The sequence below is a fragment of the Bradyrhizobium sp. SZCCHNS3016 genome, from assembly GCF_032484535.1.
Classification (GTDB): domain Bacteria; phylum Pseudomonadota; class Alphaproteobacteria; order Rhizobiales; family Xanthobacteraceae; genus Bradyrhizobium.
Genome location: NZ_JAUETE010000003.1, coordinates 130414 through 142552, shown reverse-complemented (window position 1 = coordinate 142552; position 12139 = coordinate 130414). Strand labels below are relative to the sequence as shown.

Below are 12139 nucleotides of genomic sequence, written 5' to 3'. Positions count from 1 at the left end.
GGGGCCACGACGGCTCAGCCCATAGGAGATTGCCCCGTCCGCCGACTGCGTCAGGGCCATTTCATTCGGGACGACTGGTCGGTCGATCGACGAAAACTCCGAGCTTCGATATTTCCGAGCGGCGCATTCTGAATCAGCTACGCGGCCATCGCGCCGTCCTCATCGACGGCCTCGGCATAGAACGCGATGGTCTCGTAGCGATAGTCGCAGAGACGGCAGTGCCAGAGATAGGCGGTGCGCTGACCATCCTTTTCGACCCAGGACGGCAGCGCGATCGGCTCAAAGCATTGGGCGCAGGGATTGTTGCGCGGCAGATCCAGGACGCGGACCGCGGATTGCGTGGTGTCGAAGTCACGGAACTGAATGCCGGTCGCCTTCACGGCCATGACGCGCTCCCTCTCTGTTCAGACTTCTTGAATGAGTCAGCCATGCTGTCGAACTGACGGACGCCATCATAGCCAAGCGGCGGCTCGTTTGCACGCGCTGGGATGCCGCGCGACATCCGACCTCACGGGGATGGGATCAATGCGTTTGATTCAATTGCGGCTGGTGTCCACCGCGGGTTCCGCCGTGTGGCGGGCGGCCGCCTTGCGCAGATGGATGGTGGCGATGTCGTCGGCATAAACCTTCTGCCAGCCGTCGACGTGATCGAGCAGCTTGGTCGCAGCACTCTGCGTGCGCAGCAGGGTCGCCTCGATGTCGTAGTCCCTGAGCAGGCGGAACAGATTGTCCGGCTCCATCAGGCCGGAGGCGGCATTGTGATCGACGAAGAACTTTTCGCCATAGAGCTCGGTGCGGCCATCGATGAACGGCGCGACACCGGCTGAGATCAGGTAGCCGCCGAAATCATAGTCATTGAGGACCCGCGTGAGGTTGAGCTTCTTCAGCTCGGTCACGGCTGCGACCGGGGTGCCGCGCATGTTCGGCGTGTAGTTCAGGATCGAGGCCGATGCGATGGTGCCGGCGCCGAGCGCGAGCATCACCGCCTCCGTCAGCGCGGCTCCCGACGCGCGCGCCTGCGGCAGCACGGGCAGCGCGCCCGCCTGCCGGGCCAGCGGCGCGGCGAGCACCAGCGGGCCGACCAACGCCAGGATCTCCGCCGCGCGCGCCTGCGCCAGCGCCATGTGCAGCAGGCCGAGCAGCATCAGGATGCGCACCGGCGGCAGCCTGAGGCCGTGGAACAGCGCGAACCCGATCGCGATCAGCAGGCAGATCTCGAACGGGCCGAGGCCCTGGAAATCGGTCGCCTTCCATTCCACGATCAGCGGCAGCGCCTGTCCCAGCGACAGGATCTTCTGCGACGCCAGCAGCGCGTTCCAGCCATAGGGCGTGCAGCAGCTCGCCGCCAGCGCGAGCGCGGCGAACCCCGCCCAGCGCAGCGCCAGGCTGGAGCGGACCGAGCGATCGGCATCGACCAGCGCGTCGAGCGCGGCGGGCGCGATGAAGAACAGGCCGAACACGAAGCCGCCATGCAGATTGGCCCATAGCGCGATCAGCAGCGCCAGCGGCCATGGCGGCGCATCCTTGCGATCGGCGGCGTCGATCAGACCGGCGATCCAGGCGACCAGGATGGGAAACGCCAGCACATGCGGCCGCGCCAGCAGATGCGGCAGGCAGAGCAGGAACGCCGCGACGACGAACACCAATGTCGTGCCGTCGCGCAGATGCCGGCCGAGGGCGCGCGCGAACAGCGCGAAGGACAGCGCGATCGCCGACGCCGCCAGCACCACCGGTCCGGTCCAGCCGGCGAACTTGTAGGCGGCGGCATAGGCGACCTGCGCCAGCCACTGCGTGGAGATCCACGGCGCGCCGCGCATGGTGAAGGAATAGACGTCGACCTCGGGCACCGCGCGGTGGTCGATGATCCACTGCCCCACCGTGATCTGCCACAACGTGTCGGGATCGTTGAGCAGTCGGTTGCCGGAGATCAGCAGCAGCGCATAGACGCCGGCGCCGACCCACAGCGGCATTTGCGCCTGCGCGCGCCCGGCGGTCGCTTCGGTGTGGGTGACGGACAGCGTCATCGCGGCATGGCCCCATTGGCGGAATTGCTCCGCCAGCCAAGCATGCACGGTATAATTCGCGGTAAACCGCCGGCGCATCCGGACCCGCCCGGCGTCTTCGCCCCATTGTTGCCACATTATCGCCCGGCGTTTGCGCCAATTACGGTGTGCAAAGTGTAAAGCGCGTGCTGGGGGGCTACTCGGCATGCGTGTGGTTCCCGGGGGATCCTGACACATGAGACGTCTTGTGCTGACGGCCTGCATTGCAGGCTTCGCGATGGCTGGTCCCGTGCCGTTCGCCATGGCTGCCGATGATGCGAGCACCGCATCGGACAGTGCAGCCAAACCGAAGGCCGGCAAGGTCAAGCTCGCCCATGTCCGCTCTGACGGCACCAGGGAGCTGGCCGTACGCAGCGCGGTGACCAAGGCCGCGCGCGAGGTCGAGGCGATCGAGGCCGTCAGCAGCGCCGACACCTCGCCGCCGATGGACGCCAATGCCTCAGCGCCAGCCGACACCGATGCCGCTGCGGCCGAGCCCCGCGAGGCCGAGCGCAAGGCGGCCGAGGCCAAGCCGCGCCACATCGACACCGGCCATCCGCATATCGACGCGCTGGTGGCGGTGCACGCCGCCGCCAACAACATTCCGGAATCGCTGATCCACCGCGTCATCGTGCGCGAGAGCAAATACCAGAAGGACCTGGTCGGCCGCTGCGGCTGCATCGGCCTGATGCAGATCAAGCTCGGCACCGCGCGCGGCCTCGGCTACACCGGCGACGCGCAGGGCCTGCACGATCCGAACACCAACCTCACCTATGGCGTGCGCTATCTCGCCGGCGCCTACCGTGCCGCCCGCGGCGACCACGACCGCGCCGTGCTCTACTTCGCCAGGGGCTATTACGAGGAGGCCAAGCGGCAGCGCCTGGCCGACGCGCGGCCCGCCGGCCGCTCCGAGCGGACGAGCGCCCCGCTCGACATCACCCCGAAGATTGCAACCGGCCGCCACGCGCGGGCGCACTGATCGCCATTGGTTCCGAGGGCCGTCGGCATTGTCTTTCCGTGACACTCCGTTGACACGGGGGGATATCGGTCTATTTTAAGCGTGTTCCGAGGGGAGCTCCGAGGGGAGCTGAGATACCGCAGCGATGTGCGGTGACCCTTTGAACCTGATCCGGGTCATGCCGGCGAAGGGACAGGGATGCAGCAGACAACCACGCGCGGGGATGTCCCCGTTTCCATCATCGGTGCAGGCATCGCGGGTGCCTGGCAAGCCTTGCTGCTCGCGCGGGCCGGCCATCACGTCACCTTGCACGAGCGCAGCGACGCCGATCTGATGCTCTCCACCAGCCATTGGGCCGGCGGCATGCTCGCGCCCTATTGCGAGAGCGAGGTCGCCGAGCCGATCATCAGCCGGCTCGGGCTCGCCTCGCTCGACATCTGGCGGCGCGAGCTGCCGGACACGCCGTTCAACGGCTCGCTGGTGATCGCGCATGCCCGCGACCGCGCCGACTACGACCGCTTCGCCCGCCGCACGTCAGGCTATCAGCGGCTGGACGCGCAGCAGCTTGCAGCGTTGGAGCCGTCGCTGGAGGGGCGCTTCCGCGAAGGCCTGTTCTACCCGACCGAGGGCCATGTCGAGCCACGCCGCGTGCTGCCGAAGCTGCATCAGCGCATCGTCGAGGCCGGCGGCCGGGTGCTGTTCAACAGCGACGTCACGGCTGATGATCTCGACGGCCTCGTGATCGACTGCCGCGGGCTGGAGGCGCGCGACGCCGAGCCCGAGCTGCGCGGCGTCAAGGGCGAGATGATCCTGATCGAGACCGCCGAGGTGCAGCTCGCGCGGCCCGTGCGGCTGATGCATCCGCGCTTCCCGCTCTATCTGATCCCGCGCGAGGACAATTTGTTCATGCTGGGGGCGACCTCGCTCGAGGCCGAGGACACCGGCGTCAGCTTGCGCTCGGCGCTGGAATTGCTCGGTGCCGCCTACTCCGTGCATCCCGCATTCGGCGAGGCCCGCATCCTCGAATTCGGCTCAGGGCTCAGGCCGGCCTATCCCGACAATCTGCCGCGCATCACCATCAAGGGCGAGCGCGAGATCCGCGTCAACGGCCTCTATCGCCACGGCTTCCTGATCGCCCCCGCGCTGGCGCAGGCGACGCTGAACTACATCTCGCACGGCCAGATCGACAACGAGGTGATGCGATGCGCGTGACCGTCAATGGCGAGGCCCGCGACATCGCCGCGACCTCCGTCGCCGCGCTGCTCTCCGAGCTCGACTACGAGGGCACCCATTTCGCCATCGCGCTGAACTACGATGTCGTGCCGAGGAGCCGCTGGGCGGAGACGCAGCTCAAGACCGGCGACGAGATCGAGATCATCACGCCCCGGCAGGGAGGGTGAAGTTCATGGAGCGCTCGCTTGCGCCACGGAATCCGCTGTCGTCCCGGCGAACGCCGGGACCCATAGCCACCGGCTTTTGTGTTGAAGCTCGATCTCTCCCACCGAGGTCCCACGTGAGATCACGCGGTATGGGTCCCGGCGTTCGCCGGGACGACGTGGGGAGAGAAAGTCGCGCCCCGCGCAGACAGGGGATGACAGCCTCATTCGGGGAGAGACCTTTCCCATGCTGAAATTCTACGACAAGACCTTCACCTCCCGCCTGCTGATCGGCACCGCGCTCTACCCATCTCCGGCCATCATGCAGGACGCGATCCGCGCCTCGGGCGCGCAGATCGTCACCGTGTCGCTGCGGCGCGAGGCCGCCGGCGGCAAGACCGGCGACGCGTTCTGGAAGCTGATCAACGAGCTGAATGTCACGGTGTTGCCGAACACCGCCGGCTGCCGCAGCGTGCGCGAGGCGGTGACGACCGCCAAGCTCGCGCGCGAATTGTTCGGCACGTCCTGGATCAAGCTCGAGGTGATCGGCGACAACGACACCCTGCAGCCCGACGTGGTCGGGCTCGTCGAAGCCGCTGATATCCTGATCAAGGACGGTTTCGAGGTCTTCCCCTATTGCACCGAGGATCTCACGGTCGCGATGCGCCTGGTCGATGCCGGCTGCAAGGTCGTGATGCCCTGGGCGGCGCCGATCGGCTCCGCCAAAGGCATCACCAATCGCGATGCGCTCAAGCTCCTACGCGACCGCCTGCCTGACATCACCCTCGTCGTCGACGCCGGCCTCGGCGCGCCCTCACACGCGGCGGAAGCACTCGAGCTCGGCTACGACGCCGTGCTGCTCAACACCGCGGTGGCAAAAGCCGCCGACCCGGTCGCGATGGCGCGCGCCTTCCGGCTCGGCTGCGAGGCCGGCCGCACCGCCTTTGAGGCCGGGTTGATGGACGCCCGTGATTTCGCCTCGCCCTCCACCCCTGTCGTTGGGACACCGTTCTGGCATGCCGTATCCTGACCGCTTCTATCCCGTCGTCGACAGCCTCGCCTGGGTCGAGCGCCTCACCAAGCTCGGCGTCGGCACGGTGCAGTTGCGCGCGAAAGACCTCAATGACGGCGAGGCGCTGCAGATCGTCACCGACGCGCTCGCCATCACCAAGGGCACCGCGACCAGGCTGATCGTCAACGACTATTGGCGCGCCGCGATCGTCGCCGGCGCCGCGCACGTCCATCTCGGTCAGGAGGATCTCGCCGACGCCGACGTCGCCGCGATCAAGGAGGCCGGCCTGACGCTCGGCCTCTCCACGCATGACGATGCCGAGCTGGAGACCGCGCTCGCCGCCAAGCCCGACTACGTCGCACTCGGTCCGATCTTCCCGACGACGTTGAAGGCGATGCGCTTCGCGCCGCAGGGCATCGCGAAGATCACCGACTGGAAGAAGCGCGTCGGCGCCATCCCGCTGGTCGCGATCGGCGGCATCAAGCTGGAGCAGGCCGCAGAGATCTTTGCCGCCGGCGCCGATTCCATCGCGGTCGTCAGCGACGTCACCCAGAATGCAGACCCCGACGCCCGCGTTCGCGCCTGGCTCGATGCGACGAAGGAGCCGGCATGACGCGCGCTGATATTGCGAATGCGTCTGAGAGCGATTGGGCCCCGACCTCGCCCCACACGAGCTCGTTCCCTCCCCCCTTGTGGGGGAGGGCTAGGGAGGGGGGTGAGCCACGAGCACCGAACGCGGGGTTACCCCCCTCCCCAACCCTCCCCCACAAGGGGGGAGGGAGCCTGAACAGCATCCGCCCCTTACGTCGACAACTCATTTTCGCCCTCGGCTCGGTACGAGCGAGCAACTGGCATGAGGCTCAACTCTCTCCACCGTCATTGCGAGCGAAGCGACGCAATCCAGAGCGACGTGAGCAGCCCTGGATTGCTTCGTCGCAAGTGCTCCTCGCAGTGACGTCCCCCATTCACTCCGACAACAACGATTGAGAAGGAGGATCCCATGAACATCCGCTCCAATCCCGACACCACCCTGCCCGCCGTCACCACCGGCCCGCTGCCCTCCTCGCGCAAGATCTACGCGACGCCTGATGCCGCGCCCGACCTGCGCGTGCCGCTGCGCGAGATCATCCTTTCGGAAGGCGCCGGTGAGCCGAACCTGCCGGTCTACGACACCTCCGGCCCCTACACCGATCCGACCGTGACGATCGACGTCAACGCGGGCCTGTCGCGCGCCCGCATTGCCTGGGTGCGCGAGCGCGGCGGCGTCGAGGAATATGTGGGCCGCGACATTAAGCCGGAGGACAACGGCAATGTCGGTGCCGACAAGGCCGCAAAAGCCTTCACCGCGCATCACAAGCCGCTGCGCGGGCTCGACGGCCACAAGATCACCCAGCTCGAATTCGCCCGCGCCGGCATCGTCACCAAGGAGATGATCTACGTCGCCGAGCGTGAGAATCTCGGCCGCAAGACCCAGCTCGAGCGCGCCGAGGCCGCGCTCGCCGACGGCGAAAGCTTCGGCGCGGAGGTCCCCGCCTTCATCACCCCGGAATTCGTGCGTTCCGAGATCGCGCGCGGCCGCGCCATCATCCCCTGCAACATCAACCACGCCGAGCTCGAGCCGATGATCATCGGCCGCAACTTCCTGACCAAGATCAACGCCAATATCGGCAACTCGGCGGTGACCTCTTCGGTCGAGGAAGAGGTTGACAAGATGGTGTGGGCGATCCGCTGGGGCGCCGACACCGTGATGGACCTCTCCACCGGGCGCAACATCCACACCACCCGCGAATGGATCCTGCGCAATTCTCCCGTGCCGATCGGCACCGTGCCGATCTACCAGGCGCTGGAGAAGTGCAACGGCGACCCTGTGCAGCTGACCTGGGAGCTCTACAAGGACACCCTGATCGAGCAGTGCGAGCAGGGCGTCGACTACTTCACCATCCATGCCGGCGTGCGGCTGGCCTACATCCATCTCACCGCCAGCCGCGTCACCGGCATCGTCAGCCGCGGCGGCTCGATCATGGCCAAGTGGTGCCTCGCGCATCACAAGGAGAGCTTCCTCTACACCCATTTCGAGGAGATCTGCGACATCATGCGCAAGTATGATGTGTCGTTCTCATTGGGCGACGGCCTGCGCCCGGGCTCGATCGCGGACGCCAACGACCGCGCGCAATTTGCTGAATTGGAAACTCTTGGCGAGCTCACCAAGATCGCCTGGGACAAGGGTTGCCAGGTCATGATCGAGGGCCCCGGCCACGTGCCGATGCACAAGATCAAGATCAACATGGACAAGCAGCTCAAGGAGTGCGGCGAGGCGCCGTTCTATACGCTCGGGCCGCTGACCACCGACATCGCGCCGGGCTATGACCACATCACCTCGGGCATCGGTGCGGCGATGATCGGCTGGTTCGGCTGCGCCATGCTGTGCTACGTGACGCCGAAGGAGCATCTCGGCCTGCCCGACCGCAACGACGTCAAGGTCGGCGTCATCACCTACAAGATCGCCGCCCACGCCGCCGATCTCGCCAAGGGCCATCCCGCAGCGCAGCTCCGCGACGACGCGCTGTCCCGCGCCCGCTTCGACTTCCGCTGGACCGACCAGTTCAACCTCGGCCTCGATCCGGAGACCGCAAAGCACTTCCACGACGAGACCCTGCCGAAGGAAGCCCACAAGGTCGCGCATTTCTGCTCGATGTGCGGCCCGAAATTCTGCTCGATGAAGATCACCCAGGACGTCCGCGACTACGCCGCCACGCTGAATGATCCGACCACCGTTGGCATGACCATCAGCGGTACCATCGAGGACGGCATGGCCCAGATGAGCGCCAAGTTCAAGGAAATGGGCGGCAGCGTGTATCTGGATGCGGAGAAGGTGAAGGAGAGCAACAAGGCGTTGTCCTGAAGCCCACTCTCTCCACCTTCACCGTCATGGCCGGGCTTGACCCGGCCATCCATCGAAGCCGGGCGCAAGCCCGGCTTTTTGTTTGAGATCTGCTCGGTCCTTCGATTTCGCAATTGATGCGTTGGTTGCCGCTTGTTGCGACAATGACGGAAGCTCGCTGATGTCCGCCTTCTCAATTTCAGCGACAAGGAACGGTCGACGAATGCACAAACAGCCTCCTTCACGTTCCCAATCCACAACTATCCGCAAGGAACGCGAGTAAGTAAATCCAAGGGATTAGGTCAATTTCGGTTTATTGGCCCGTTAAACCGACCGCCAACTAAGTTCTTTCATCATTGTACTTTGTAGGAAAGGACATCACCTTCGCGGCGAAAGAAAGCAGTAGAATCTGATGTCCGAACGGTCTTCCCGCGAGCCGAAGCAGCACTGGTTGTTCGGTCTAGCCGCCTGCCTGTGGCCGGTCGCCTTTGCATTAGTAGGAATTTTCGGTAGCCTGCCGAAATCCACTGCCCAGGTCCTAGCGCGTGCTTTGCGCCTCTGGTGAATAGTTACGAGATCGAAATGGACGTCCCATGCCCATCCACCACATCCCCGCCCCACCCCACATCAAAGCCCCACCGCTGTCGTTCGGCACCCGTGTCGGCGACCTCCTCTTCATCTCCGGCATTCCCGGATTCGACGCCCACGGCAACCTGCCCGACGACTTCGACGCGCAGTTCGCCAACGTCGTGACGAACTTCACCCGCGTCCTGACCGAAGGCGGCGCTGATATTCGCGACCTCGTCAAGGTCAACGTGCTGCTGACGCGCGCAGCGGATGTTGCGACCATGAACCGGCTTTACGCCGCGGCGTTCGGGCCGGCGCCGTATCCGGCGCGCACCACCTGCGTGGTGGTGGCGCTGCCTGATCCGAAGATGCTGATCGAGATCGAGGGTGTCGCGGCGCTCGTCGTAACGTGAGCTGGTCAGGCCGAGGGCGTTGCGCGATCCGCTTCGGAGCGCGCGAATGCCCCCGCACCCGACCGTCGACCGACCTACGGCACGTTGATCTGCTTCCTGCTCGTGGCGCCGATCACTTCGATCCCCTTCGTGCCGCGCACGTGTGTGATGTCGAGGACAACGTGATACGGCGCGGTCTGCGGCAAGCCGATGCCGCTTTGGCAGCCGACCACCTCGATGCCCCAATATTCGGGTTGCCGGATATAGATCAGCGGATGCAATTCGACCTTCATCGTGACCCAGGGCTTGGTGCCGGTGACGATCAGGAAGTAGGTGTTCGGAACGATGCCGGGCACCACGGTCGCGCTGTCGAACGTGATGATCCTGCACGACGTGGACTGGGGCAGAGCCTCGAATGCCTTGATATGCGCTTCTTCCATGACAAGCTCCGTTGAAATAAAACTCAAAAATTGGCCGCACTAAAACAATCGCGGATTTTAAGCTCCAATTTCACGAACTACCACCATTGATTGTAAATCTATGTTAGCGACACCAACACCTTTCGCATCGCCTTCACTGACGCCCGCCATCTGCCACCGCCACAGGCGGCCTGCCTCATTCTTCTGCACCCCTGCGTCGTGATGGCCCCCGTTCCGCGATTTTCGTCTCTTGCGGCCGATTTAAATTTTAAATAGAATTTAATAGTCCGAAACATTATCTCCGAAAATTTCACGATAGATGTCTTATTCTTGGCCGATCCATGCCCTGTTCCGCCTCGTCGGCGCCGCCACGGCGCCATTGCGGGAGGCGATCCGGGAGGCCTTCCAGGCCCAGGTCTATCCGCTCGGCTACGTTCCCTCGCATGACGGCATGCGCGGGCTGATGACCCTGGGCGTCGTTACGGCCCATGTCTCGCACACGCTCGTGCCGGGCGCCGTGCTCTATATCGACCTGTTTTTCGTGGCGAGCGCCTACTACATCACCGGCCTGCTGCTGCGGGACATCGACAAGCACGGCCACATCAGGTTCCGGCAGTTCTATGCGCGGCGCTTCGCCCGGATCGTGCCGCCGCTGCTGCTGATGCTCGCCGCCTATCTGCTGTTCACCTGGTTGTTGCGGCCGCCGTTCCTGCCGGCGCTGGAGCGCGCCGCGATCGCGCTCTCCTACATCGCCAACTACTGGTATGTGTTCGACCCGAAGACCATCGAGGACATCGGCCATACCTGGACGCTGTCGACCGAGGAGCAGTTCTATCTGCTGTGGCCGCTGACTTTCGCAGTCCTGGTGAAACGCCTCGGCGTCACCTGGCGATTGGTCGGCGCCATCTGCGCCATTGCGGCCGCGATCTGGGCCTGGCGCGTGGCGCTGGTGCTCGATGGGGCCGAGTGGCGGCGGCTCTATACCGCGTTCGACACCCGCGCCGATGCACTGATGGCGGGATGCGCGATGGCCGTCGTGCTAAGGCTGGTGCCGCACGGCGCCTCCCCCGCTCTCGACCGGCTCTGGCCGAAGCTGGCGTGGCCGCTCCTGATCTATTGGGGCACGGTCACCTTCCTGTTCTGGCCGGCGGACGGGCCGAGCATGAACTACTATCTGTTCGGCAGCATGGTGTGCGGCGTGCTTCCCGGCATCCTCGCGTTGACCATGCTGATGCGCAGCCACGGCACGATCTGCCACCGCATCTTCGAATGGCCGGTCGCGATCTTCCTCGGCCGGATCTTCTACGGCATCTATCTCTGGCACCTGCCGGTCCTGAATTTCCTGGACAGCTACGGCGTCTGGTGGCCGCTGCGGCTCGCGATCGGGCTGCCGCTGTCGGTCGTGGCGGCCACGCTGTCCTACGCCTATCTCGAGCGCCACTTCCTGCGCCGGCGCGCGGGGCCAGTGGCCTCGCAGCCGCTCGTCGCCGGCGCGGGTCCGGCGCTGGTTCCGACCGCGAGCTTCAGCGGCGATCTCCGGTTCTCGTCCCGACCGAGCGCCGGAGGTATCCACTCCTGAGGCTTGCGCGACGCGCTGCGCACGCCGAGAGGCCTCTCGCTCCGCCGCCTCATCGCGCCTCATCATCGGCCGGGGGCATCGCGCGCTTTTGCCGCACGATTCGCGCGCGGCTGCCTTCAAATTGATCGAGACCGCTCCGACATAGGGCCGGCCGCGGGCTGGGCCAGTTCGTTGCCGGAGTTTTCACGATGCCTCGTTTCACCACAGTCTGTCTTGCCGCAGGCCTCGCCGCGGCCGCGCTGCTCGCCGCTACGCCAGCGCAGGCCGGCTACTACATCATCCGCTGGGACAACACCGGCATCTGCCAGGTCTGGAGCGAGGCCTTCGCCTTCAAGCCGATCGCATGGCCGTCCGGCTATCAGGTCATCAGCCGGCCGGTGCCGACGTTCAACGACGCCGTGACCCGGCAGATCAGGCTGCGCCAGCAGGGCCGCTGCACGCTGTAAGCCGGCGCGGCGCCTGACGGCATCATGTGACGACCGCATGTCGTCATTCACATCCGGACATCGCTGTGAACGACGGCACGGGCGGCTTGCGTTGCGCGCGCTTTTGTCGCACCACTTGGGCCTTGGTCCGGCCGCAAGGCCGGTGGCCCGCGCGGGTGGGCGATTGTCGTTGTTTCGTTTGAGGAGATTGATGATGCGTCGCCTGACCACGTTCGCTGCCGCCACGGCCATTGCAGCCGCCTCGATCGTGCCTACCGCCTTCGCCGCGCCTGCGCCCAAGTCCGGCTACTACGTGATCCGCTGGGACAACACCGGCATCTGCCAGATCTGGAACACCGAGTTGCAGTCGAAGCCGGTGGAGTGGCCGTCGACCTACAAGATCGTTTCCAAGCCGGTGCCGACCTTCGTCGAGGCGACCAACATCCAGCTCAAGCTGCGCGACGAGCGCCGCTGCTTCCTGTAAGCGG

The 12139-nt window shown here is 65.4% G+C and carries 13 protein-coding genes and 1 riboswitch; of the genes, 10 read left to right on the top strand and 3 right to left on the bottom strand.

Annotated elements, in window-relative coordinates:
• Positions 1 to 137: 137 nt before the first annotated feature.
• Together QW881_RS08140 and QW881_RS08135 are read right to left on the bottom strand one after the other, a co-directional pair.
• Positions 138 to 386 (bottom strand): hypothetical protein, encoded by a 249-nt coding sequence (locus QW881_RS08140; RefSeq protein ID WP_315755345.1) that lies wholly within the window; start codon positions 384 to 386, stop codon positions 138 to 140.
• A 150-nt stretch (positions 387 to 536) separates the two neighbouring features.
• Entirely contained in the window at positions 537 to 2024 is a 1488-nt protein-coding gene (locus QW881_RS08135) for a hypothetical protein (protein WP_316158302.1), read from the bottom strand.
• A gap of 214 nt (positions 2025 to 2238) precedes the next feature.
• On the opposite strand from QW881_RS08135, the gene QW881_RS08130 reads away from it, so the two are divergent.
• From QW881_RS08130 to QW881_RS08100, 7 genes are all read left to right on the top strand, one after another.
• Positions 2239 to 3021, top strand: a complete 783-nt coding sequence (locus QW881_RS08130) for a lytic transglycosylase domain-containing protein (RefSeq protein WP_315738566.1) — start codon at positions 2239 to 2241, stop codon at positions 3019 to 3021.
• A 79-nt stretch (positions 3022 to 3100) separates the two neighbouring features.
• Positions 3101 to 3211: riboswitch (TPP riboswitch) on the top strand.
• The gene (locus tag QW881_RS08125) at positions 3199 to 4212 is read left to right on the top strand and encodes an FAD-dependent oxidoreductase (RefSeq protein WP_316158177.1); all 1014 of its coding nucleotides are present in this window, start codon (positions 3199 to 3201) and stop codon (positions 4210 to 4212) included. Its footprint overlaps the riboswitch before it by 13 nt.
• Positions 4203 to 4400: a sulfur carrier protein ThiS gene (gene thiS, locus QW881_RS08120; protein ID WP_315781926.1), complete on the top strand. Its 198-nt coding sequence runs from the start codon at positions 4203 to 4205 to the stop codon at positions 4398 to 4400. Before QW881_RS08125 ends, thiS begins: the two co-directional genes overlap by 10 nt.
• Positions 4401 to 4623: 223 nt before the next feature.
• The gene (locus QW881_RS08115; RefSeq protein ID WP_316158175.1) at positions 4624 to 5406 is read left to right on the top strand and encodes a thiazole synthase; all 783 of its coding nucleotides are present in this window, start codon (positions 4624 to 4626) and stop codon (positions 5404 to 5406) included.
• Entirely contained in the window at positions 5393 to 6001 is a 609-nt protein-coding gene (locus QW881_RS08110) for a thiamine phosphate synthase (RefSeq protein ID WP_316158173.1), read from the top strand. The genes QW881_RS08115 and QW881_RS08110 overlap by 14 nt, the downstream gene beginning before the upstream one ends.
• 387 nt (positions 6002 to 6388) lie before the next feature.
• Positions 6389 to 8290 carry a phosphomethylpyrimidine synthase ThiC gene (thiC, locus tag QW881_RS08105; RefSeq protein ID WP_316158171.1) on the top strand — a complete coding sequence of 634 codons (1902 nt, stop codon included), beginning with the start codon at positions 6389 to 6391 and terminating at the stop codon, positions 8288 to 8290.
• 572 nt (positions 8291 to 8862) lie between these two features.
• Complete coding sequence (locus QW881_RS08100) at positions 8863 to 9249, top strand: RidA family protein (RefSeq protein ID WP_316158169.1); 387 nt, start codon at positions 8863 to 8865, stop codon at positions 9247 to 9249.
• Between the two features lie 74 nt (positions 9250 to 9323).
• Here QW881_RS08100 and QW881_RS08095 read toward each other — a convergent pair whose 3' ends face one another.
• Positions 9324 to 9668 carry a hypothetical protein gene (locus tag QW881_RS08095; RefSeq protein WP_315717823.1) on the bottom strand — a complete coding sequence of 115 codons (345 nt, stop codon included), beginning with the start codon at positions 9666 to 9668 and terminating at the stop codon, positions 9324 to 9326.
• Positions 9669 to 9966: 298 nt separating this feature from the next.
• On the opposite strand from QW881_RS08095, the gene QW881_RS08090 reads away from it, so the two are divergent.
• From QW881_RS08090 to QW881_RS08080, 3 genes are all read left to right on the top strand, one after another.
• Positions 9967 to 11226, top strand: a complete 1260-nt coding sequence (locus QW881_RS08090) for an acyltransferase (protein WP_316158166.1) — start codon at positions 9967 to 9969, stop codon at positions 11224 to 11226.
• A 188-nt stretch (positions 11227 to 11414) separates the two neighbouring features.
• Positions 11415 to 11672 (top strand): hypothetical protein, encoded by a 258-nt coding sequence (locus tag QW881_RS08085; protein WP_316158165.1) that lies wholly within the window; start codon positions 11415 to 11417, stop codon positions 11670 to 11672.
• Positions 11673 to 11865: 193 nt separating this feature from the next.
• Positions 11866 to 12135, top strand: a complete 270-nt coding sequence (locus QW881_RS08080) for a hypothetical protein (protein ID WP_315738575.1) — start codon at positions 11866 to 11868, stop codon at positions 12133 to 12135.
• The last annotated feature ends 4 nt before the right edge of the window (positions 12136 to 12139 follow it).